The organism is Campylobacter sp. CFSAN093224, assembly GCF_012897395.1.
Classification (GTDB): Bacteria; Campylobacterota; Campylobacteria; order Campylobacterales; family Campylobacteraceae; genus Campylobacter_D; species Campylobacter_D jejuni.
The window spans coordinates 1101935-1124060 of record NZ_CP040607.1; the positions used below are offsets into that span (position 1 = coordinate 1101935).

Genomic DNA, 22126 nt, shown 5'->3' on the forward strand with positions numbered 1-22126 from the left:
TATTTGTTATTTTTATAAAAATTAAAAGTCAAAAAGCTCGCCTAGCCAACTTTCTTTCTTTTTCTTTTTATAGTAGTCATTGTGCTGATGATAAGCTGAGTCATTATATCTTGACTCTTGTCTTGGAGCTTGGTTAAAATTTGCTGTATTAGGGACACTGCGTTCTATGATTTTGTCAAGCTCTCCACGATCAAGCCAAACGCCACGACACTTTGGACAATAATCAATCTCAACTCCACTCCTATCACTCATAACCAAATCTACATTACAAACTGGACATAACATACAATACCTTTTTTTAAATTTTTGATTTAAAATTATAAAAAGAAATATTAAACAAATTTACAACAAGTTTTAATGTTTTTTTGCATGTCTAGTCATCATAAAACTTTGTTCAAAAAATATAAGCAAAGTAACACTCACTCCTATAGCTAGAGCCAAAGTCACAGAAACAGTTGTAAAAAAATAATCAAAAAATTGAACCAAAAATTCAGACTTAGCCTTCAAATCATCACTGCGTATAAAAGAAATAAGATACAAAATCGCTTTATAAGCATAAATTCCAGGTATCATAGGAATAAGAGCAGGAAAAGCGATAATTTCAGCAGGGGTTTTGATGATTTTTGCTAAAGCAATTCCTAAACATCCTATGCAAAATGAAGCAACAAAAGTTGCGATTGCTAAAGTTTGAAAATGAAAATATTCCACCAAGGTAAAACGAAGCCCATGTGCAATTGCCGCTAAAAGAGCAGATAAAATAAGGGTTTTTAAAGGTGGATTGCAAGCATAAGCAAAGCCAAATCCCGCCACAGCAGCAAAAAACATATCTCTTAAAATAAATTCAATCATCTTAAAATCCCAAAATCCGAAATACTAAGTGTCATGTAAATTCCAAGTGCTATACAACAAATCAAAATAGCCACGCTGATAATACGGCTAAGCCCCATTAAAATATGATCTTTTAATATATCAATCACAGAATTTATAAAAAATACCCCTGGTATAAGATACAAGATACTAGAACCCAAAGCCACATCAGAAGTATTGGTATATCCCATATCCAGTCCAAAAAATACAAACCACGATGAGACAAAAGAACAAAGGATGTATTGAATTCTTAAATCAATCTTTGCTTTAGTTAAAATATATCTTAACAACAATCCCACAAAAGTTGCAAAAAACACTAAATTTCCAGCGCCAAAATCACCACCAAAAAGCCTACAAAAAGCCGAATTTGCCATAGAAACAAATAAAAGATTAAGCAAATAAGAATGCTTTTTTTGTTGAGAAATTTGCTCAAAAACGACTTTTGCTTTTTCAAGATCGTATTTGTGATCATATATAGCCCAGCTTAAAGCACTTAAATCAAAAATAAGTTTAAAATTAATATGGGCATGATGATTGGGTATAACATAAGTTCTTTGAATGGAGTTATCATCCATATCTACAACATTTAAAGTAATATGATGAAAAAAGAAATTGATATTTATCTCATAGCCATAAACCTCAGCTATTCTTCCTACGCATTTTGCCACCCTAGCTGTATAAGTTCCAGCACCTAGCAAAGTTTTAGTATATACGATTAAAAAATTAGTTAATCTTTGTATATCAGGTTTTTCCATATTTTAATAATCTTTGATTGAATTTGTTATAATTATAGCAAATTTTAAAATAAATAAGGAAAAAAAATGGCAAAAATCGGTATAGTTGGTTTAGGTTATGTAGGAGCTGCTAGTGCTTATAGCATAGTTACTCAAGGAATTTGTTCAGAACTTTACTTATATGATATAAAACAAGATTTAGCTCTAGCTCATGCAAGAGATTTGGAAGATGTGTCAGCCATTCATTTTTCTTATACAAAAATTTTTCATGTGCCAAATTTAGAAAATTTAGCTTCTTGCGATATTATCATTTTAGCTTTTAGAAAAGAAAGCTTAAAAGAATTACCTAGTCGCTTAGTAGAACTTAAAAACAATATCCTCGAACTTAAAGACATTGTCTTAACCTTAAAAAATGCTAATTTTAAAGGCAAATACATTGTCGCAACAAATCCAAATGACACCATAACTTACTACACTCAAGTATTAAGCCAATTACCTAAAAATCATGTTTTTGGTAGTGGAACAAATTTAGATAGTTCAAGACTTAAGAAATTTTTAGCCAAAGATTTAAACATAAATTCAAAAGATATTTTTGCTTGTATGATTGGTGAACATGGAGATTCTCAGTTTGCAGCACTTTCTAATGCAAGCGTTTTAGGACAAAATTTATTAGATTTTTACAAGCAAAAATTAGGCAAAGATTTAGACATACAAGAACTCGAAAAAGCCGTGATTAGCGAGGGATATTTCATCTATGAACGCAAAGGAAGGACAGAATTTGGCATAGGAACTTCTTGTGCAAATTTAGCCAAAGCCATCCTAGAAGATAGAAAAAGTTTACATCCTGTAAGTGTGGTTTTCGATGATATAGCTTTTTCAATGCCTGCTATCATAGGAAAAGATGGTATAGAAAAGGTTTTTGAATTAAAATTCAATGAAAAAGAAAAAACAAAATTAGAAAATTCAAAACAACAAATCAAAAACGCGATACAAAGCGTAAAAGATAAAATTTAAGCCTTTTTAAAAGGCTTTTTGATTTTAATATAAATTAAACTTGCTAAAATCACAAAAACAATTATAATGATTAAAATTTGAGTTAAATAAGTTTTAATCAACTCTTCATTTTGTCCTATATAATAACCCAAAAATACAAGTATAGCCACCCAAATAGCACTACCAAGTGCAGTAAAAAGTATAAAATTTACAAGTTTCATTTTTACCAAACCTGCGGGCATAGAGATGTACTGACGAATTCCTGGTAAAAGACGACAAGTAAAGGTTGAAAATTCCCCGTGTTTGTTAAAAAATTCTTCGAATTTAGCAAATTTGACTTCATTTATACCAAAATACTTACCCCATTTTAATACAAAATTTTTACCCCAAAAAAAGCAAATATAGTAATTAATCAAAGCCCCTAAAACAGAACCTAAAGTCCCACTAAGTATACAAAGAGTGATATCAAGTTCGCCTTTATGTGCCAAATATCCAGCAGGTATCATAACAACTTCACTTGGAAAAGGTATAAAACAACTCTCTAAGGTCATTAAGATAATAATACCCAAATACCCCCAAGCACTAGCCGTCTCAACAATAAAAGAAATGATTTCTTGCATATTAGCCTTATTTGAAGAAAATTTTAAAAAATTGTAGCTTAAAAGATTAAACAGTAAAAAGCGGTTTTACACCGCTTTTTTTATTTACCTGCAACTGAAACTTGATTTGGATTGTCCGCTGCACGAGCGATCATACACTCTTTTAAAACAGCAGCATCAGCTGGATCGCTAACTTTTTTATTAATCCAGCGTTCAACTTGTTTCATTGTTTTTGACTCTGGCTCTGGAGCTTCGTATTTTGCCATCAAACTTGCACAATCAGCCAAAGCAATGATAGGTAATAAACTTGCAAAAAGTATTTTTCTCATCTTTTGCTCCTTAGAATTTTACATTATACATTAACATGATATTATCAGCTCTTGCTTTATCTTTTTTCGCTCCACCAAATGGTAAGCCACGATTACCCCAAATATTTTGGATATTAGTATAGCTTAAGCGTAAGAATTGATATCTATCAAGTTGATAAATCACATAAAAATCATGTGCCGTTCCTCTTGTCATTCTTATATTAAGCGGATCGTTGATACTTGGACGGCTCATAGTATACCAGTATCTACTTCCCCAGAAGAACTCATACCCTACTTTTAAAGCCTTGGTAAAATCATAGCGTCCGCCTACATGCACAGCATAGCCGTCTTTTTCATTGAACTTACCATTGCTATAACCTTTACTTTGAATTTGAAGAGCTGTGCTTAATAATGGATTTATCTCATTATTGCTTCCATTAGAATATCCCAAAGATGCGAACCAATTAAAATTTGTTCCAAAAGCTTTGTAATTTTCAAAATGAATATTAGCTAAAGTAAGATTACCTAAATTAACAACTTCATCATCATCACCCAATGACATAGATCCTGGAATAGGCAATGCAAAATCAGTCATATGAGCCACATTGAAGATAATAAGATTATCTCCCATACCTTCTATAGGAAGCTCTCCTTCTACTGCAGCATAGTAAAGATTTGCATCAGCATCTTTTTGATCACTCATCCAGTCTCTTACTTTACCATTTTCTTCATCCCATTGATAAGTTTTACCATAAGCTGCACGGATAGCTACCTTATGATCTTGCAAACTTTCAGGTTTATAAGTGATCACTGCTGCATCACCTAAAGCATTGATTGCTAAAGCTGGATAAGTTGATTGTCTTAAAGCATTGTTTCTAAGATTACTTCCTGGACCATCGGTTCCTGGCTGTCTTCCTATGGTTGCAATCCACTCAGGTGTGATATAGTAGTCAAGATAAGCTCTATCTACATAAAGTACAGGCCCGCTTGATCTTGTGTTTCTTCCTGCGTCTAAGTCAAGTGGACTTCCACTCCAACCCATTTGAGACCAGTTTTTAGCCATAGATAAACGACCATAGAATTTGGTTTTATCATTAATATCAGCATTCATATTTAAATGAAGCTCATTCATCCATTTGTTATTAGCGCTATAATCTTGTCCGCTAACTTTATAGTTTGTATTGGATACAGCAGTTGAGAATTCAAGACCAAATTTAACCTTACTTAAAGCAGCTTGAAATTCTGTTTCATCGGCTCTATCATTAAGATCGGCAAGTTCAGCTTTTACAGCTTCATTTTGCTTAGCTTGAGCTTCCCTTTCTTTTCTGATTTCTGCAAGTTCAGCTTGAATTTGTGCAAGCTGTTTTTGAAGCTTGGTTATCTCATCATCTGTATTTTTAGCAAAAAGTGAAGATGAAAGAAGACAAGCACTTAAAATAAGTGAAAACTTAGTTTTCATAATCATAACTCCTTGTAATTTTGTTACATTTAGTAAATTAAAATTGTGATTATAGAAAAAAAAGTTTAAAAAAAAATTATACATTAATCATTTTTAGCTAGTCAAACTTATGACTAGCTTTGTAAATATTGTAGTTTCAAAAAAGTTTTAAGATTTTAAATTTTTAAATTTTATTGCAAATTTTTATGTCTAAAATTTTATCTCCTTGACGTATAGAGTCTAAAACCTCCAAACTTTCTTCATCTTTTGGATCAATTTGCCCAAAAACAGTATGAACTCCATCTAAATGAGCTTGAGGGCTGTGACAAATAAAAAATTGAGAGCCACCCGTATCGCGTCCTGCGTGTGCCATAGATAAGGTTCCACGCTCATGTTTATGTTCTTGATCATCACATTCGCAAATGATTTCATATCCAGGCCCACCTATACCATTGCCGTGTGGACAACCTCCTTGTATGACAAAATTTGGGATCACACGATGGAAATTTAAATCTTTATAAAATCCTTCATTAGCCAAAGTAGCAAAATTACAAACCGTTTGTGGAGCCTCATCGCCAAAAAGTTTTAGTTTCATTGTGCCTTTTTCAGTTTCTATAAGAGCAAATTTATATTCGTTTACTTTGCTTGTGTCGATTGTTTTTATCATTATTTCTCCTTAATCTATATTTGTATAAACAGCTTGAACATCATCATCATCTTCTAACTTATCTAAAAGTTTTTCTATATCGCTAAGCTGTTCTTCGCTAAAGCTTACAGGATTGTTTGGTATATACTCAAGCCCTGCTTTTTTAAGAACTAAACCCTTAGCTTCTATAGCAGAACTTAGCTCACCAAAGGCAGTATAATCACCGCTAATTACTAACTCTTCTTCATTTTGTTCTAATTCTTCAAGCCCTGCATCGATCAAATCAAGTTCTAATTCTTCTAAATCTCCTGCAAATTTTTCAAGATGAAAAACCGCTTTTCTAGTAAACATAAAGCCTAAAGATCCATTTTGTAAAACTTCTCCACCATTTTTGCTAAAAATGGCTTTAACATTAGCCACGGTGCGCGTAGGGTTATCGCTCATACATTCAACTATAACCAAAGCTCCATGTGCAGCTTTTCCTTCATAATGAATGTTTTTAATATCTGCGCTATCTTTTCCACTTGCACGCTTAATAGCCGCATCTATATTATCTTTTGGCATATTATTTGCTTTTGCTGTGGCTATAGCACTTCTTAATTTTGGATTCATATCAGGATCAGTGCCACCTTCTTTAGCAGCTACTTGTATGGCTTTAGCAAGCTTAGGAAAAAGCTTACTCATTTTATCCCATCTAGCCTCTTTAGAAGCTCTTCGGTATTCAAACGCTCGTCCCATAAATTCTCACTTTCTTTAAAGATTTTTAAACTTAAAAGTATAAACTAAAAAGGCTAATTAAAGCTTTAAATGGTATGATTTTACCATTTATTTTTAGGGAGAAGCTTTTTGAATATCGCAAAAAAAGAACTTTTTATTGCTTGGTTTTTCTTGATTGCTGCTATTGTATTTGAAGTTTTAGGTACTAGTTTTTTAAAAATGGAAAATCAAATTTTAGGCTATATATTTATGGCTTTATTTATAGCTTTTTCTTATTTTTTTATGGGCAAGGCGATTAAAAAAATTCAAGTAGGCATAGCCTATGCCGTATGGGAACTTTTAGGGATTATTCTTATACTTTTAGTTTCTTTTATAGTTTTTAAAGAGAGTTTAACCTTAACTCAAATTTTAGGCATTGTTCTTTCTATCGTTGGAATTATCATGATTAATATAGGCGAGGTTAAAGAATAATGTATATTTTTATTATTGTTCTATCGGCATTGTTAGATATCGTAGCAAATTTATTGCTAAAAAAATCAGATGGTTTTAAGAATAAAATTTGGGGCTTAGCTGCGATTGTCAATGCTATACTTGCTTTTTTTCTACTTTCTTTTTCTTTAAAATATGTTCCTTTAAGCATAGCTTACTCAACTTGGGGTGCTATAGGCATCATAGGAACTTGTCTTGGTGGATGGATTTTATATAAAGAAAAATTAAACAAAATAGGAATTTTAGGTATCATTATCGTGATAATAGCAGTATTTTTACTAAACTATTAAAACAGCAAAATGCGGTTTTAATGTTCCATTTTGTTTTTCGCTTCAATGCCCATTAAAGAAAATGCGGTTTTAATACTAAGAGCAACCAAAGAAAATAATTTAAGCAAATCATTTTCATTTGCAGAGCCTACAACTTTATTTTCATTGTAGAATTTATGAAAATTTGCAGCTAAATTTTTAAGATAATCAGGAATTTTTTGCAAAGCTCTAGCCTCAAAAGCATCGTTTAAAACAGCCTTTAAATTCAAAGCTTCAAAAAGCAAATTTACGCCATCTTGATTTAAACTTTGTAAATCAGCTTTCATTACATCATCGATTTTTTTACCAGCTTTAGCAAACACTTGATGAATTCTAGCGTGTGCATAGTTGATATAATACACAGGATTAGAACTATCTTCTTTTTGCAAATCACTGATATCAAATTCCAAATGCGTATCGCATTTTTTGCTCAAAAAGATATAACGCAAAGCATCACTTCCTATCTCATCAACCACATCGCTCATCAAGATAAAATTTCCTGCTCTTTTACTCATTTTATAAGGTTCTCCATCTTTAAGTAGGGAAACCATTTGTGCTAAAATAATCTCAAGATTATTAGAGTCAAATCCCAAAAATTCCATCGCAGCTTTCATTCTAGGGATATAACCATGATGATCTGCTCCCCAAATATTAATACACTTTCCATAACCACGACTCATTTTATCTTTATGATAAACAATATCTGCTGCCAAATAAGTCCCGCGTCCATCTTCACGGATAATTACCCTATCTTTTTCATCGCCTTTTTGCGAAGAAGCAAGCCAAATTTTACCTTCTTGCTCGTAAATTCCTTTATGCTCTTTTAAAGATTCTAAAGTTGCATTTAAAGCATCATAATACGATCTTTCGCTTACATAGCTGTCAATTTTAATCTTTGCTTGTTCTAAATTTTGTTTAATCAAAACAAGCATTTTATCTTTTGCCCAATCAGCCAAACTAGGGATATTTTCTTCGCTAAAAAATTCTTTACCAAATTTTTCAAAAGCTTCTTTTGCTAAATCCGCTATATACTCGCCTTTGTAATATTGCTCTGGATATTCAACATTTTCATGAAGTATACTTTCTTTCACACTTAGTAAAATAGAAAGCCCTAGTAAATAAATTTGATTACCCGCATCATTGACATAGTATTCTGTATTAAATTTATAGCCCAAATGTCTTGCAAGTCTTGTTAAGGTGTCTCCAAAAACAGCGCCTCTTGCATGTCCTATGTGTAAAGGCCCAGTAGGATTTGCACTCACATATTCAAGCAAAAAACTTTCTTGTTTTTTTTCTCCTTTAGTAAAATCATTTGGATTTGTTAAAGCCTGATTTGCAAGTTCATTTAAAAAAGTTTTGGAAATTCTAAAATTTAAATACCCATTTACAGCTTCAACTGATTCAAAACAATCATGATTTTGAAATTTGCTCGCTAAGTCGCTAGCGATCAACATAGGGGATTTTTTTAATTCCTTAGCCAGTGAAAAAGCCAAAGGGGTAGCAAAATGTGCTAAATTTTTATCCTTTGGATTTTCAAGTGCAAAATCACACTCTAAAATCTTTTTAATTACATTAAAAATAATACTTTTCAAAAGACTAAACCTTAAGCTTTTTTTGTTTCGTCTATACTTGCATCAGCATTTGTATTATTAGTTGTGTTTTTATTTTCTTCTATTTTTTGAGTATTTTTTGCTACTTCATCATCATTATTCATTTCATCTTTAAAAGTTTTAATACCTTTACCTAAACCCTTTGCAAGTTCTGGAATTTTTTTTGCTCCAAAAAGCAATACAACAATCAATAAAATAATCAACCAATGACTTGGACTTGACCAACCACCCATTTTATTCTCCTTCATTCCAAATATTTTGAATTTGCCCTAGATTCTGCCCTTTGGTTCTAAATTTATGGGCGATTAAAATCGCTCGCAATGCTTCATAACTTTGCTTTAACTCATCGTTAATGATAAGATAATCATACTCGCTAAGCTCTTTCATCTCATCACTAGCGTTTTGTAATCTTTTTTCTAGTTGTATTATTGTATCAGTATTTCGCTTAATAAGTCTTTTTTTTAACTCATCTTTATTTTTTGTAGTAATAAAAACAGAAACAATCTTATCAGCCATTTTTTTTCTGGCTATTTTAAATCCTTGCACATCAATATCAAAAACAACTATTTTTCCATTATCTAAAGCATTTTGAGTGTGCTTTAAAGAAGTACCATAAAAATTTTCATGCACTCTAGCCCATTCTAAAAAATGATCACTATCTATACCTTTTTGAAATTCTTCATGGGATATAAAATGATAATGTATTCCATTTTTTTCACCCTCTCTTGGTTTGCGAGTTGTTGAAGAAATAGAAAAATAAAGCTCATCTTCAAATTCATCAAAAAGTTTTTTTAAAAGAGTTGATTTTCCAGCACCACTAGGACCTGAAATCAACAAAACAAAACCTTGCAATTTCAATCCTCTTTAAAACTAATGTTTATATTTATATTCATATTCATACCCTTAAGAGCAGCTTTTAAGGTATCATCTTTAATACTTGAAGTGATCGCTCCTGCTATGCTTTGGCTAAGCTCATTAACTATCTCTTCGCTATTATCATCTTTAGTCACATCACTTACTATAGGCTCTTCATTTTTTTCTAAGATTTCCTCTCCAAGAGCTTCTTGTATATCACTTTCTTTCAATGTATCAAAATCACTTATATTTAAATTTGGCACAACCACTTCCTCTTCATTTGTTCCTAATTCTTTATCGTCTAAAATTGGTTCATCTTTAAAATCTTCTAAGACCTTGCTACTATTGTCACTATCAATACCATAATCAAGCTCATCAAGTTGAGCTAGTTCTTCTTTGATTTGATCTTGAGTACTCAAATTTGAAGCAAAATCATCTATTTCATCTTGAACATCTTCTTCCACAACAGGAGCAAACTCCTCTAAATTTTCCTCTGATTCTTCATTATATTTTGCTTGACCTAAAAATTCAGCATCCTCAGGAAGATCATCAAAATCCATTTCTTTTTCTTGCTCTTCAACCTCAGGAAGATCATCAAAATCGCTTATATTAGCTTGTAATTCTTTATTATCTTCTAAATCTTCATCATTTTTATCATCTAGCTCATCTAAACTAGGCTCAGTATCCAAAACTGTATGTTCTTGGCTTAAGTCTTCTTTTTCACTTTCGCCATCTTCTAAAGTTAAATCTAAATCAATTTGAGTGTCTTCTTGAGTCTGTTCTTTAATTGTTTCTTGTTCTAAATTGTCATGTTCTAAATTTTGAGTTTCTAAAGTTTTGTTTGAATTATCATCTTGAGATTCGCTAAGCTCTTCTTGCATTTCTAATGTATTTGTTTTAGAATCGTCTAATAATTCTTGCTTTTCTATTTCTTCATTTTTATCATCTTCTTTGATTTCTAAATCTTCATCATTTTTATCATCTAGCTCATCTAAACTAGGCTCAGTATCCAAAGCTGTATGTTCTTGGCTTAAGTCTTCTTTTTCACTTTCGCCATCTTCTAAAGTTAAATCTAAATCAGTTTGAGTGTCTTCTTGAGTCTGTTCTTTAATTGTTTCTTGTTCTAAATTGTCATGTTCTAAATTTTGAGTTTCTAAAGTTTTGTTTGCATTATCATCTTGAGCATCATCATCAAAACTCAAATCTTCCATTCCCTCTGAATTTATATCTAAAGAATTTTCATCAGGCAAATCATCTAAATTTAAATTATCTAAATCCAAGCTTATATCAGCATAAGGATTTTCATCATTGCTTAACATTGGCAAATCAATAGATGTATGCTTGTTCGCATCTTTATTATTAAGTAAATTTAAAAAATCTGTAGGTAAAAAAGGTTTTTGTAAAATTTGCGCATCTATATCTTCTACATTTTGATTTCGCGGGGCTAAAAAAATCAATCTATCGCATTTTTCTTTAAGAATTTTTAAAGGTGCTGGAGTATCACTATCTACAACAATCACATCATAATTACCCAAATTTTCACTATAAGCATTAAGTTCTTCAAAATCATAAGACATTTTTTTAGCACTAAGGCTTACAAGTCTTGAAACTACAGGGTTTTCATTTAAAAGTAAAATTTTCATCACTTTAATCCTTAAAAAATAATCGCTATTTTACGATAATTTCATTTATCCTTTCCTTAGGAGAAAAAAAGAGTTTGCATATGAGTAAAAAGTTCTAAAATTAAATTTTTAAAATATTGCATCATAACTAGTAAAATAGCAATTAAAACTACAAAACCTAGAGCTATCTTTATAGGATAGCCAATAACTAAAAGATTAAATTGTGGCATTGTTTTCATCAAAAGTCCAAAAATAACATCGGCTAAAAGTGAAATTCCAAGTATAGGAAAGCTCATAGTAAAACCTATGATGAAAATATTAAACATACCCATATTTAAATAATGCATTAAATTCTCATGCGGATAAAATCCACCTAAACTAATATAACCCAAAGAATGACTTAAAAACAAAAGCATTAAATGATGGCCATCAAAAGCAAGAAAAAACATCAAAGCAAGTAAATTTAAAATTTGTGCCGTAATAGGCATACTCGTTCCAGAACTTGGATCTAATATACTTGCCATAGTAAATCCCATAGTAAAAGCAATCTGCTCACCTGCCATCATAATAATAGCAAAAATAATTTGAAGCATTAATCCTGCCATCATTCCAAAAATCACTTCACTAATAAGCTGTAAAACAAAAAAACTATCTAAATGCAAAGATTCTAATCTAGCCAAAGGATATAAATACATAGTCAAAAATAAAACTATAGTACTTTTTATTATCATAGGAATAGAATTATGTGAAAAAAAAGGAAAAAAAACTATAAGACCACTCATTCTAGCAAGAAGCAACATAAAAGTTACAACATTTTTATCGCCTAAATAATTAACAAATTCCATTAACGTTTATAGTATAAATTTTATCACAAAAACTTGCGAGCTTACTATCGTGAGTTACAAAAAATAAAGCCGCATCATTTTCTTTAACATAAGAAATTAAAAGTTCGATAACATTTTTAGCATTATCAAAATCCAAATTTCCAGTTGCTTCATCAGCAAAAATAATCTTTGGTTTTTTACAAAGCACACGTGCGATACTCACACGCTGTTGTTGTCCGCCGCTAAGCTTTCCTATTTTTTGATGTAAAAGCGTATCAATACCTAACCTTTTTAAAATTTTCTCATCTAAATCTTGACCCGATAAAACACTAGCAAGTTCGATATTTTCTAAAGCCGAAAAACCTTTAAAAAGATAATGTGTCTGAAAAATAATACCAAAATCATAACGGCGAATTTTTAATCTTTCGTTTTCATCTATCTGATAAAGACTAGAACCTTTAAAAAAAACTTCACCTTTTTTTGGAATCAATAAAGAAGAAAGTATATGCAAAAGAGTAGATTTACCACAACCGCTACTCCCTTGAATAGCAATGCAATCTTTGGTATTTAAAGTAAGATTTAAACCCTCAAAAAGCGGATAATCAAAACTATGGCTTAAATTTTCCGCTCTTAAGAGTTCCATTTTTAACCGTTTTTAAAGTTGTGCAGCAACTTCAGCCGCAAAATCTTCAGTTTTCTTTTCTAAACCTTCGCCAACTTCAAAGCAAATAAATTCAACAATTTTAATTTTTCCGCCAAATTCTTTTTCTTTTTCAGCAATTACTTGTTCTACAGTTTTTTTATCATCCATTACATAAAACTGACCCATTAAAGTAAGTTTGCTATCGAGTTGAGAATTATCGGCTATAAAGCTATTCATTTTACCTGGAATGATATTATCCCAAATTTTTTCAGGTTTACCTTGAGCTTTAAGTTCTTCTTTGATTTTTTCTTCAGCTTCTTTTAAAATTGCATCACTTAATTGTTTGCGACTTGCAAATTGAGGAATTTTATGTTCAGGTTTATTTGGATCTTTCAGTCTGCGTCTTTCTTCATTTTCTTTTTCAAGTTCAGCAACCAAAGCTTTGTATTCATTTTCAACAAAAGTCATATCCAAATCTTCATAACTTAAATAACTTGGTCTCATTGCTGCAATATGCATACAAATTTGTCTTAACAAATCTCTTGATTTTGAAGCCACTTCAGTGCTATCACAAGCTGCAGCGATCACAACGCCCACACGGCCATTTGTATGGATATAACCATTTACAACGCCGTTAGCACCTGCTTTTAAAGTTGCAAATCTTCTTACAACTAGGTTTTCTCCTATAGTTGCAATTTGACTTTTTAAATATTCTTCAAATTTTACACCATTAATCGTACTTGAGTGAAGCTCTTCCACACTTTGCAAGCTATTGCTTTGAATATGAGCTGTAGTATCTTTTGTTAAAGCGATAAACTGATCATTTTTTGCCACAAAATCTGTTTCGGAATTAATCTCACTTACAGTTGCGCTTGTAAAATCATCACTTACTTTTACACTTACTAAACCTTCTGCAGCAAGTCTATCTGCTTTTTTAGCAGCCTTACCTAAACCTTTTTCTCTTAAAAGTTGTACTGCTTTATCAAAATCTCCATTAGTTTCACTCAAAGCATTTTTACAATCCATCATCCCCGCGCCTGTACTTTCGCGGAGTTCTTTTACCATTGCAGCAGTAATTTCAGCCATTATTCTTGCTCCTCACCGAAGTCTTCTTCGCTCATCGCTTCATCTAAAACTTCTTTTTTCTCTTCATCGGTGATTTCTTTTTCTTCATTTGCTAAAGCTTCGCCATCTTGTTCTCTTAAAGCTTTTCCTTCATTAATCGCTTCAGCCATTTCTTGGCAGAAAAGTTGCACTGAACGAATTGCATCATCATTTCCTGGAATAGGATAAGTTACCAAGTCAGGATCACAGTTTGTATCTAGTGGAGCTACAACAGGAATTCTTAATCTATTTGCTTCTTGAACAGCAATTTTTTCTTTTACTGTGTCAATAACAAAAATCATATCAGGTTGAGTTTTCATATAACGAATTCCACCTAAATAAGCTAATAATTTTTCTTTTTTTCTTGTAAGCATTAAAGCTTCTTTTTTAGTTAAAAGTTTAATACTTCCATCTTCTTCCATTTTTTCAATTACTTCTAATTTTCTAATTGATTGGCGAATGGTACCAAAATTTGTCATCATACCGCCAAGCCATCTATGATTTACATAAGGCATACCGCATTTTTCAGCGTATTCTTTAATCGCTCCACCTGCTTGTTTTTTTGTCCCGACAAAAAGTATAGTTTTTCCTTCGGCAGCAGCGTCACGAACGATATTATAGGTATATCTAAAATATCTTAAAGTTTTTTGTAAATCAATTACATAAATACCTTTTCTCTCGCCAAAAATGAATTTTTTCATCTTTGGATTCCAGCGTCTTGTTTGGTGTCCAAAATGCACACCGCATTCTAATAAATCTCTCATACTAACCATGAGTTTCTCCTTGTAAATTTAGCTTTATTCCTCCACATCCCTTAATTTACACAAGCTAAAAAGGATTGATGCGTGTGAAATGAAGCTAATATTTTATCAAATTTAAGTTTAGTTTTTACTTATATATGTAGTCCTTGGTAAGGCTTAGATTATTATTGATTTCTTTTGTGATTAAAAATTGAAACAAATCCACGCTTCCAACACGAAAAGCAGAGGCACAAGAACGAAGGTATAAATCCCACATTCTTATAAATTCTTCATCATATTTTTCCCTTACCTTGTCCAATACTTTGTTAAAATTTTCATCCCATAAATCTAAAGTTTTTGCATAGTGCATTCTTAAACTTTCTGCTAAAAGAAGATGAAAATCCCACTCACTCATAGCACTTACAACCTCTCTTAAAGAAGGTAAATATCCTCCTGGAAAAATATATTTATCTATCCAAGCATTTGTTTTTCCTTCAAACATGGCTAAAATAGAATGTAAAAGCATAGAACCTCCAGGTTTTAACACTTGTTTTACTTTCATGAAATAAAGTCCTAAATTCTCTTTGCCTACATGTTCAAACATACCCACAGAAACAACTTTATCAAAATAATTTTCAAATTCTAAATCTTGATAATTTTGAAGTCTTATTTCTATTTTATCTTCAAGACCAAGTTCTTTTACTCTTTCCTTAGCTTTTTTACACTGCTCCTCTGAAATAGTAATTCCAACAACCTTAACTCCATACTTTTGAGCCGCCATAATAGAAAGCCAACCCCAGCCACAACCTATATCTAAAAGCTTTTCTCCTTCTTTTAAATCAAGTTTTTTAAGAGTATGTTCTATTTTGTTAATTTGAGCTTCATAAAGAGTATTATTAGGCTCTTTAAAATAAGCGCAAGAATAGCTCATAGTATCATCAAGCCAAAGCTTATAAAAATCATTACCTATATCATAATGACTTTTGATATTTTTACTTTCCTGTTTTTGGGCTATTTTACTCAAGATATCCTCTGTATTTTTTAAAAAACGCTTATTTGAAAAATAATACAAAACTTTAGCTATTTCATCATAATCACCTTCTATTTCTAGTTTAGACTCCATATAATGTTTTGCAAAAACTAAACTCGTATCACTAAATAATTTTAAAAAAGGTATTTTTTCTTTGAAAATTAAAGAAAATTTAGCAGGCTGATTACCCACATGAAATTCTTCTTGATCCCAAAATACAATTCTAAAATTTCCATAATTCCATTTTGAAAGAATAAATTTAATCATTTGTTTTTCAAGCATGACATACTCCAACTAATAAAAATTATTATTTGATAGTATCTCTTAATTATGTTTAAAATTTGATAAAATTGAAGAAAAGATAGAATTTTTGCCACAGATATAAAATAGTGGCAAAAATTTTATAATACTAATGTAATTTAGACCAAACAGAACGCTTCCAACCTATAGCAAAAATACTTAAAATTACAAAGAATATCATTACATAAATTCCTGTAGTTTTTCTTTCTTCTTTTTTGCTATCACCCACTTGATCAATATAAGATACAACCTTAGCCTGTGCAGCTTCTGTTAAACCTACTCTTGGCATAGCGGTTCCTGGAAGAAGTTTTTGAGTATTATTAATAAAATCATGTAAATATTGCTCACCACGAGATCTTATCATCATAGAAAGATCAGGTGGAACAGAACCTAAATAAGTTTTTAAATCATTTTGATTTGATGGAGTAAAAAAGCTATCGTATTTCATATCATGACAACGTCCGCAAGCCTCAATAAAAGTTGCTTTATCTTTAGCAAATTTTATATCTTTTTCCATTAAAGCTGCTTTTTGAGCACTATTTTCCATTTTAGCATATTTTGCCTCAACATCTTTCTTAATAGTAGCATCTTCATTGGCTTCAAATTTAACACTCACATCTTTAAGATAAGCAATTACATTGGCTATATTTGCATTTGTAGCTTCTTCACTTTCTCCTGAAGTATCTTTATTGTAAGCTGTCATAATAAAAGCATCACCAAATTTATGATCTACTTTTAAAGCAAGCGCAGGATGCATAATCAAAGCTGCTAAAAATTTTTCATCAAAAATAGCACCAGCTGCACTGAGATCAGGCGGTATTACTCCCATAGAAGAATCAGTAATATTAGCTGCTATTCCATCTTCTTTTACACCATGACATGCAAAACAGTTATTTTCAAAAAATTCTTTACCTTTTTTTGCATCACCCTTAGCAAAATCGATCTTTGCAACATCTGCCCAAAGTGTTTCAACCTTGCTTAATTCTTCTTTTGCTTTTTCAAGTTCTTTGTTTGCACTCTCTATTCTTTTAGCATCTCCTGAAGCTTGTGCATCTTTTAGAGCTAATTCTTTAGCTTCAACTATACCTTTTGCAAAAGTAGTATCTTCAACAGCAAAATCAAAATTTGCAGGAGCAACATGAGGCTTCATCACTGAATGAGCATAAGGCTCTACCCCCCAATATACAAGTGCAGTAAAAACTACTACAACTAAAAATATTTTTATTTCTCTCATTGTTTAGCTCCTTTTCTCTCCATAATAGTAATAACCGGTAAAACTACAATAAGTAAAAGTAAAAATACTATAGAAGCGTAAAATCCTACCCAAGCATTTACACCTGTTGGAGGTAATTTTCCATAAACTGTTAAAACAATTAAATCGATAAGCAATATCCAAAACCAAATGAAAAATAAAGGTCTTTCATGAGCTGGTTTTACCACATCACTTCTATCAAGCCAAGGAAGCAAGAAGAAAATCACTTGAGCAATACCAAATGCAGCCAAACCTATATCAAAAGCTTTAATACTTGCAATATCAAAGAAAAATCCTCTTAAAACTTCATAACTCCATAAGAAATACCACTCAGGATAAATATGAGCTGGTGTTTTAAGCGCATTAGCTGGATCAAAATTAATTGGATCCATTGCAAATTCAAATTTAAAACAGACCAAATAAAAGAAGAAAATCATAAAAAAGCTTATATACATAAAATCTTTTGATAAAAATCCTGGCCAAAAAGGAATCACTTTAGAACCCTTTGTGTCACCTGCCATATATTTCTCAGCCTCTAAATCAAAGTCAAGTTCTTCAGAAATTTCATTATTAACATGAGGAATTCTTAAAGAATAGAAGTGAAATGCTATAATAGCAATGATAACTATAGGAAGCAAGCACACATGAAGCATAAAAAATCTTGTTAAAGTTGGATCAGAAACCGCATAATCTCCACGAATCCAAATCACAAGCTCAGGGCCAATAAATGGTATCCCTCCAAAAAGATTAGTGATTACTTGAGCTGCCCAATAACTCATTTGTCCCCAAGGAAGCATATACCCACTAAAAGCTTCAGCAGAAAATACAACAAACAAAAGCATACCGCTAACCCAAATCATCTCACGACCTTTTTTATAAGAACCGTAATAAATTCCTGTTAGCATATGTATGTATATAATCAAAAATACAACAGAAGCGGCAACACCATGCATGTGACGCCAAAGCCATCCATAGTCCACCTCTTGCATAATAGTCTTATTCACACTATCAAAAGCAAGTGCAGTATCTGGTTTATAATACATCACAAGTAAAAGTCCTGTAACAAAAAGCACTGCAAAAAGAGTGGTTAAAATAACCCCCATTGCCCAAAGAAAGTTAATTTGCTTTGGTATCCAATACTTTACCATTAAAACATCAAGCAGTTTATGTACCGCAAGTCTTTGATCAAGCCAATCTACAAGACCATTAGCTTTTCTAATTTGTGCCATCTTAAGCCTCCGCTATCATTTTTTTATATTCAGGACCCTCTTCACCTAAAACAAGCTTGGTTCCATCAATTTTAAAAGGAGGAATTTCAAGAGGCTTTGGAGGAGGTCCAAAGACATTTTTTCCACTTGTGTCAAATTCTCCACCATGACAGGCGCATTTAAACAATTGCTCACTTGGTTGGTAAGCAGGTATACAACCCAAATGCGTACAAAGTCCTATAACCACAGTATAAGCTGCGTTATCTACCACAACATCACGTTTTTCATCTTTTGGCATACTCGCATCTTTTTTTAATATAAAAATAGGCTTTTTACGCCATTCTATAGTTCTAAGCTCCCCATCTTGCATTCCTGATAAATCTACTGTAGTAAAACCTGCAGCTTTAACACTTGGAAGCGGATCCCAAGTTTTTTTCATCGCAACAAGTGAGAAAACACCGCCTACAGCAGCTACGCTTCCAAATGCAAAGCCCATAAAGCTTCGTCTACTCTCAGATGTAGCCATAACTTGCTCCTTTCGATTTTATTTTTTAACCAAGTTAAAAGTTTATCGAAATTAAAATAAATTTTTTCTTTGTTTAACAAGTTTTGATATTTAGACAATAAGAGCAAAAAGAGAAAAAACAAGCACAGGTAAAGTTATCAAAAAGCCAAATTTACAATATTGCCAAAAAGAAATATTAATGCCTTTTCTAGCCAAAACTCCAAGCCAAAGCAAAGTTGCTAAAGAACCTATTGGCGTAAGTTTTGGACCTATATTTACACCTAAAAGATGTGCATAAATCATCAAAGAATCAAAAGAAAAATTCTCAAAATATTCTTTTAATGCCAAATCTCCGATTAAAACCATAGGCAAATTATTAAACACAGAAGATCCAAAAGCTGAAATCAAGGCCACACCAAAAATTCCACTCTTATCTTGCATCAAAAAAGCATAGCTTTTAACCAAAATTTCACTCACACCTATTTTATGTAAAGCAAAAACCACCATATAAAGCCCAAAACTAAAAAGCAAAACTCCATAAGGTGCTTCAAAAAGAATTTTAATACTTTTTTTACCTTGAATTTTTAAAATAATAAGCCAAAAAATTCCCGCCCAAAGCAAAGCAAAAAAACTTATTTTAATATTAAAAATTTCACCTATAAAAAAACTGATAACAAAAAGAAATAAAAATACTATGCAAAGAAAAAACAATTTCAATGAAATTTGCTCTTTTTTGATTAATTTAAATTCAAGCCTTTTAGGTAAAACTCTCACATAAAGCACAAAAACCGTAACTATAGTAGAAAGCAAAACAAAAAAATTTGGCAAAAACATATTTTTAGCAAATTCTAAAAATTCTATCTTAAAATAATTTGCTGTGATGATATTGGTTAAATTTGAAATAACCAAAGCGTTTGAACTTGCATCACATAAAAAAGAAAGGCTAAGTAAAAAAGAACTTAAAATAAAAGCATGATTTTTACAATCTTTAAGAGTTGAAAATAAAGCTATAATAATAGGTGTAATGATTAAAATCGCTCCATCGTTAGCAAAAAATGCAGAAAGAAAAAATACAAAAATCAACAAAAATAACATCATTTTTTTTGTACTGATATAAATTTTTTCTTGATTTTTCTCTCTAGAAAAATACAAAATTTTACTCGCAATAAAATCAAAAAATCCCAAAGCTTCCAAGCTAAAAGAAAGGATAATCAACCCAACCAAAGTTAAAGAACTATCCCAAACCAAAGAAAAAATAAAACAAGCATCTTTAAAATCTACCAATTGAAAAATAAAAACAAAAAAAGCCCCCAAGCTAGAAAATACCCAAATAGGTAAATTCCATGGACGCCAAAAAAGTAAAACTAAAGTAGATAAAAAAATAAAAAAAGCAAGCATTTAAGCTTTTTTCTTTTGCATTTTGATATAAATTTGCAAAATATCCAACGCTGCAGGAGTGATTCCACTGATTTGACTTGCAGCAAAAATGGTTGGAGGTTTATGATGATTAAGTTTTTCTACAACCTCATTACTCAAACCACTTACACTTTTAAAATCAAAATTTTCAGGAATTTTAAGCTCACTAAGATTTTTCATTTTTTCTACTTGAGCTTTTTGCATACTAATGTAATGATAATACTTTGCCTCATTTAAAATTTCTCTTAAAGAATAATTATCCATGATTTCAAATATAGGGTCAAGTTTTTTTAATTTTTCTATATCAAAACTTGCTCTTGCAACAATTTTTTGAAGATTGACTATAGAAGAAATTTTATCTTCTCCTAAACTCTCTAAAAAAGCATTATTTTGGTTATTAGGCGTAAATTCTTTAGAAAGTAAAAATTCAAGTCCTTTTTGAAGATTGTTTGCAATATTTTGTATATAAGTAAAATCTTGCTCGCTTAAAAGCCCTAAATCATAGCCATATTTTCCAAGTCTAAGTATAGCATTTTCTTCCCTTAAAAGCAGTCTAAATTCCGCTCTTGAAGTAAACATTCTATAAGGTTCTTTTGTGCCTTTTACTACCAAATCATCGATTAAAACTCCTATATAAGCTTCATCACGCCTTAAAATCAAAGGCTCTTTCATATCTATGCTTAAGCTTGCATTGATTCCCGCCATAAAGCCTTGTGCTGCAGCCTCTTCATAACCTGTAGTTCCATTAATCTGTCCTGCACAATAAAGATTTTTAATCTTTTTAAGTTCTAAAGTATGCTTAAGTTCAGTTGGCTCTATATAGTCATATTCTATAGCATAACCAAAACGGGTTATTTTAGCATTTTCAAAACCCTTTACAGAACGCAGCATTTGAATTTGTACCTCATAAGGCAAAGAAGTAGAAAAACCGTTGATATAATACTCCGTCGCATCGATAGTTTGAGGCTCTATAAAAAGATGATGGCTTTCTTTGTCGCTAAAACGATTGATCTTATCTTCTATAGAAGGACAATACCTTGGCCCCACACCTTCAATCTGTCCTGTAAAAAGCGGGGCACGATAAAAATTATTCTTAATAATCTCATGTGTAGTTGTATTAGTGCGTGCGATATAACAAGGAAGTTGAGTAGGATTGAAATTTCTTGAACGAAAACTAAAAGCTTTAGGATTTACATCACCATCTTGAATTTCAAGCACGCTAAAATCAATGCTTTTTGCATCCACTCTTGGGCAAGTTCCTGTTTTTAAACGTCCCATTTTTAAACCCAAAGTTTGCAGATAATTTCCTAAATTTACCGAAGCAAGCTCCCCTACCCTTCCTGCTTGAAGTTTGTTTTCACCTACGTGAATAAGTCCATTTAAAAAAGTTCCTGTTGTAAGTATCACTTTTTTGGCAAAATATATATTTTCTAAATTTGTTTTTACGCCTTTAACTTCATCATTTTCTACGATTAAAACACTCGCTTGTTCTTGAGAAATTTCTAAATTTGGAAGTTTTAAAAGTTTATTACGTGTAATGATACGGTATTTATCCATATCAATTTGTGCCCTACTTCCTTGAACGGCTACACCCTTACTTTCATTTAAAATGCGAAATTGTATCCCTGCTTCATCGGTGATTTCACCCATAAGACCACCCATGGCATCAAGTTCTTTTACCAAATGCCCTTTAGCAAGTCCACCTATGGCTGGATTACAACTTGCCGCTCCTATTTGCTCAATCAATGTAGTTAAAAGTAAGGTTTTTTTACCCATTCTAGCAGCAGCAGCACTTGCTTCAACACCTGCATGTCCACCACCTATAACAATGACATCAAACATATTTTGCCTTGAAAAATGTGAATTTTTAAAAGAAAGATTATATAATATTTAGACTTAAAACAAACTCGTTTTAAGT

The 22126-nt window shown here is 31.5% G+C and carries 25 protein-coding genes; 3 read left to right on the top strand and 22 right to left on the bottom strand.

Features of this window, described 5'->3' with window-relative positions:
• Positions 1-21: 21 nt before the first annotated feature.
• The 3 genes from FBF11_RS05685 to FBF11_RS05695 all read right to left on the bottom strand — a co-directional run bounded on the left by FBF11_RS05685 (position 22) and on the right by FBF11_RS05695 (position 1622).
• On the bottom strand, positions 22-285 hold the full coding sequence (locus tag FBF11_RS05685; protein ID WP_002831611.1) for a zf-TFIIB domain-containing protein: 264 nt from the start codon (positions 283-285) through the stop codon (positions 22-24).
• 69 nt (positions 286-354) lie between these two features.
• Entirely contained in the window at positions 355-849 is a 495-nt protein-coding gene (locus FBF11_RS05690; protein WP_002853757.1) for a threonine/serine exporter family protein, read from the bottom strand.
• Positions 846-1622 (bottom strand): threonine/serine exporter ThrE family protein, encoded by a 777-nt coding sequence (locus tag FBF11_RS05695; protein ID WP_002868588.1) that lies wholly within the window; start codon positions 1620-1622, stop codon positions 846-848. Before FBF11_RS05695 ends, FBF11_RS05690 begins: the two co-directional genes overlap by 4 nt.
• A 66-nt stretch (positions 1623-1688) precedes the next feature.
• Between FBF11_RS05695 and FBF11_RS05700 the strand changes: the two genes are divergently transcribed.
• Positions 1689-2615 (top strand): L-lactate dehydrogenase, encoded by a 927-nt coding sequence (locus FBF11_RS05700; RefSeq protein ID WP_002868587.1) that lies wholly within the window; start codon positions 1689-1691, stop codon positions 2613-2615.
• Here the strand turns inward: FBF11_RS05700 and FBF11_RS05705 are convergent.
• The 5 genes from FBF11_RS05705 to FBF11_RS05725 all read right to left on the bottom strand — a co-directional run bounded on the left by FBF11_RS05705 (position 2612) and on the right by FBF11_RS05725 (position 6323).
• Positions 2612-3214: a DedA family protein gene (locus FBF11_RS05705; protein ID WP_002822507.1), complete on the bottom strand. Its 603-nt coding sequence runs from the start codon at positions 3212-3214 to the stop codon at positions 2612-2614. The genes FBF11_RS05700 and FBF11_RS05705 overlap by 4 nt on opposite strands.
• A gap of 80 nt (positions 3215-3294) precedes the next feature.
• Positions 3295-3522, bottom strand: a complete 228-nt coding sequence (locus FBF11_RS05710; protein ID WP_002822505.1) for a hypothetical protein — start codon at positions 3520-3522, stop codon at positions 3295-3297.
• A gap of 10 nt (positions 3523-3532) precedes the next feature.
• Positions 3533-4960, bottom strand: coding sequence for an outer membrane tyrosine kinase (omp50, locus tag FBF11_RS05715; RefSeq protein WP_002868586.1), 1428 nt, complete (start codon positions 4958-4960; stop codon positions 3533-3535).
• A gap of 163 nt (positions 4961-5123) precedes the next feature.
• Positions 5124-5606 (bottom strand): peptidylprolyl isomerase, encoded by a 483-nt coding sequence (locus tag FBF11_RS05720; RefSeq protein WP_002868585.1) that lies wholly within the window; start codon positions 5604-5606, stop codon positions 5124-5126.
• 9 nt (positions 5607-5615) lie between these two features.
• Positions 5616-6323, bottom strand: a complete 708-nt coding sequence (locus FBF11_RS05725) for a YebC/PmpR family DNA-binding transcriptional regulator (protein ID WP_002780603.1) — start codon at positions 6321-6323, stop codon at positions 5616-5618.
• Positions 6324-6431: 108 nt separating this feature from the next.
• Here FBF11_RS05725 and FBF11_RS05730 point away from each other — a divergent pair, with 108 nt between their 5' ends.
• Both FBF11_RS05730 and FBF11_RS05735 read left to right on the top strand, forming a co-directional pair.
• Positions 6432-6773, top strand: a complete 342-nt coding sequence (locus tag FBF11_RS05730; RefSeq protein ID WP_002852742.1) for a multidrug efflux SMR transporter — start codon at positions 6432-6434, stop codon at positions 6771-6773.
• Positions 6773-7081, top strand: coding sequence for a multidrug efflux SMR transporter (locus tag FBF11_RS05735; protein ID WP_002777309.1), 309 nt, complete (start codon positions 6773-6775; stop codon positions 7079-7081). The genes FBF11_RS05730 and FBF11_RS05735 overlap by 1 nt, the downstream gene beginning before the upstream one ends.
• A gap of 17 nt (positions 7082-7098) precedes the next feature.
• Here the strand turns inward: FBF11_RS05735 and argS are convergent, their stop codons facing one another.
• The 14 genes from argS to mnmG all read right to left on the bottom strand — a co-directional run bounded on the left by argS (position 7099) and on the right by mnmG (position 22050).
• A complete protein-coding gene (gene argS, locus FBF11_RS05740) occupies positions 7099-8691 on the bottom strand; it encodes an arginine--tRNA ligase (RefSeq protein ID WP_057096886.1) in 1593 nt (530 codons plus the stop codon).
• A gap of 11 nt (positions 8692-8702) precedes the next feature.
• Positions 8703-8942 (bottom strand): twin-arginine translocase TatA/TatE family subunit, encoded by a 240-nt coding sequence (locus tag FBF11_RS05745; protein WP_002852866.1) that lies wholly within the window; start codon positions 8940-8942, stop codon positions 8703-8705.
• Position 8943: 1 nt separating this feature from the next.
• Entirely contained in the window at positions 8944-9567 is a 624-nt protein-coding gene (gene gmk, locus FBF11_RS05750) for a guanylate kinase (RefSeq protein ID WP_002860253.1), read from the bottom strand.
• Positions 9564-11207 carry a hypothetical protein gene (locus tag FBF11_RS05755; protein WP_057096885.1) on the bottom strand — a complete coding sequence of 548 codons (1644 nt, stop codon included), beginning with the start codon at positions 11205-11207 and terminating at the stop codon, positions 9564-9566. Before FBF11_RS05755 ends, gmk begins: the two co-directional genes overlap by 4 nt.
• Before the next feature lie 56 nt (positions 11208-11263).
• Complete coding sequence (fliR, locus tag FBF11_RS05760) at positions 11264-12031, bottom strand: flagellar biosynthetic protein FliR (RefSeq protein WP_002868582.1); 768 nt, start codon at positions 12029-12031, stop codon at positions 11264-11266.
• Positions 12018-12653: an ABC transporter ATP-binding protein gene (locus FBF11_RS05765; RefSeq protein WP_002868581.1), complete on the bottom strand. Its 636-nt coding sequence runs from the start codon at positions 12651-12653 to the stop codon at positions 12018-12020. Before FBF11_RS05765 ends, fliR begins: the two co-directional genes overlap by 14 nt.
• A 12-nt stretch (positions 12654-12665) precedes the next feature.
• Positions 12666-13739, bottom strand: a complete 1074-nt coding sequence (tsf, locus tag FBF11_RS05770; protein ID WP_002868580.1) for a translation elongation factor Ts — start codon at positions 13737-13739, stop codon at positions 12666-12668.
• Positions 13739-14530, bottom strand: coding sequence for a 30S ribosomal protein S2 (gene rpsB / locus FBF11_RS05775; RefSeq protein ID WP_002853455.1), 792 nt, complete (start codon positions 14528-14530; stop codon positions 13739-13741). Before rpsB ends, tsf begins: the two co-directional genes overlap by 1 nt.
• 115 nt (positions 14531-14645) lie before the next feature.
• Entirely contained in the window at positions 14646-15809 is a 1164-nt protein-coding gene (locus FBF11_RS05780) for a cyclopropane-fatty-acyl-phospholipid synthase family protein (protein WP_002852655.1), read from the bottom strand.
• 127 nt (positions 15810-15936) lie between these two features.
• On the bottom strand, positions 15937-17061 hold the full coding sequence (locus FBF11_RS05785; RefSeq protein WP_002852693.1) for a cytochrome c1: 1125 nt from the start codon (positions 17059-17061) through the stop codon (positions 15937-15939).
• On the bottom strand, positions 17058-18308 hold the full coding sequence (locus FBF11_RS05790; protein WP_002865731.1) for a cytochrome bc complex cytochrome b subunit: 1251 nt from the start codon (positions 18306-18308) through the stop codon (positions 17058-17060). The genes FBF11_RS05785 and FBF11_RS05790 overlap by 4 nt, the downstream gene beginning before the upstream one ends.
• A 1-nt stretch (position 18309) precedes the next feature.
• Entirely contained in the window at positions 18310-18813 is a 504-nt protein-coding gene (gene petA / locus FBF11_RS05795; protein WP_002852880.1) for a ubiquinol-cytochrome c reductase iron-sulfur subunit, read from the bottom strand.
• Positions 18814-18903: 90 nt separating this feature from the next.
• Complete coding sequence (locus tag FBF11_RS05800; RefSeq protein ID WP_002868579.1) at positions 18904-20190, bottom strand: arsenic transporter; 1287 nt, start codon at positions 20188-20190, stop codon at positions 18904-18906.
• Positions 20191-22050 carry a tRNA uridine-5-carboxymethylaminomethyl(34) synthesis enzyme MnmG gene (mnmG, locus tag FBF11_RS05805; protein WP_002868578.1) on the bottom strand — a complete coding sequence of 620 codons (1860 nt, stop codon included), beginning with the start codon at positions 22048-22050 and terminating at the stop codon, positions 20191-20193. It abuts the gene before it with no gap.
• Positions 22051-22126 lie beyond the last annotated feature (76 nt).

Bases quoted from the DNA above. Each gene is read 5' to 3' on its own strand.
- FBF11_RS05755 (WP_057096885.1), bottom strand. From the start codon at position 11,207: ATGAAAATTTTACTTTTAAATGAAAACCCTGTAGTTTCAAGACTTGTA.
- petA (WP_002852880.1), bottom strand. From the start codon at position 18,813: ATGGCTACATCTGAGAGTAGACGAAGCTTTATGGGCTTTGCATTTGGA.
- mnmG (WP_002868578.1), bottom strand. From the start codon at position 22,050: ATGTTTGATGTCATTGTTATAGGTGGTGGACATGCAGGTGTTGAAGCA.
- omp50 (WP_002868586.1), bottom strand. From the start codon at position 4,960: ATGAAAACTAAGTTTTCACTTATTTTAAGTGCTTGTCTTCTTTCATCT.
- FBF11_RS05695 (WP_002868588.1), bottom strand. From the start codon at position 1,622: ATGGAAAAACCTGATATACAAAGATTAACTAATTTTTTAATCGTATAT.
- FBF11_RS05705 (WP_002822507.1), bottom strand. From the start codon at position 3,214: ATGCAAGAAATCATTTCTTTTATTGTTGAGACGGCTAGTGCTTGGGGG.
- tsf (WP_002868580.1), bottom strand. From the start codon at position 13,739: ATGGCTGAAATTACTGCTGCAATGGTAAAAGAACTCCGCGAAAGTACA.
- FBF11_RS05800 (WP_002868579.1), bottom strand. From the start codon at position 20,190: ATGCTTGCTTTTTTTATTTTTTTATCTACTTTAGTTTTACTTTTTTGG.
- FBF11_RS05725 (WP_002780603.1), bottom strand. From the start codon at position 6,323: ATGGGACGAGCGTTTGAATACCGAAGAGCTTCTAAAGAGGCTAGATGG.
- FBF11_RS05685 (WP_002831611.1), bottom strand. From the start codon at position 285: ATGTTATGTCCAGTTTGTAATGTAGATTTGGTTATGAGTGATAGGAGT.
- fliR (WP_002868582.1), bottom strand. From the start codon at position 12,031: ATGGAATTTGTTAATTATTTAGGCGATAAAAATGTTGTAACTTTTATG.
- FBF11_RS05735 (WP_002777309.1), top strand. From the start codon at position 6,773: ATGTATATTTTTATTATTGTTCTATCGGCATTGTTAGATATCGTAGCA.
- FBF11_RS05785 (WP_002852693.1), bottom strand. From the start codon at position 17,061: ATGAGAGAAATAAAAATATTTTTAGTTGTAGTAGTTTTTACTGCACTT.
- FBF11_RS05690 (WP_002853757.1), bottom strand. From the start codon at position 849: ATGATTGAATTTATTTTAAGAGATATGTTTTTTGCTGCTGTGGCGGGA.
- FBF11_RS05780 (WP_002852655.1), bottom strand. From the start codon at position 15,809: ATGCTTGAAAAACAAATGATTAAATTTATTCTTTCAAAATGGAATTAT.
- FBF11_RS05745 (WP_002852866.1), bottom strand. From the start codon at position 8,942: ATGGGTGGTTGGTCAAGTCCAAGTCATTGGTTGATTATTTTATTGATT.
- FBF11_RS05700 (WP_002868587.1), top strand. From the start codon at position 1,689: ATGGCAAAAATCGGTATAGTTGGTTTAGGTTATGTAGGAGCTGCTAGT.
- FBF11_RS05765 (WP_002868581.1), bottom strand. From the start codon at position 12,653: ATGGAACTCTTAAGAGCGGAAAATTTAAGCCATAGTTTTGATTATCCG.
- FBF11_RS05710 (WP_002822505.1), bottom strand. From the start codon at position 3,522: ATGAGAAAAATACTTTTTGCAAGTTTATTACCTATCATTGCTTTGGCT.
- FBF11_RS05790 (WP_002865731.1), bottom strand. From the start codon at position 18,308: ATGGCACAAATTAGAAAAGCTAATGGTCTTGTAGATTGGCTTGATCAA.
- FBF11_RS05720 (WP_002868585.1), bottom strand. From the start codon at position 5,606: ATGATAAAAACAATCGACACAAGCAAAGTAAACGAATATAAATTTGCT.
- rpsB (WP_002853455.1), bottom strand. From the start codon at position 14,530: ATGGTTAGTATGAGAGATTTATTAGAATGCGGTGTGCATTTTGGACAC.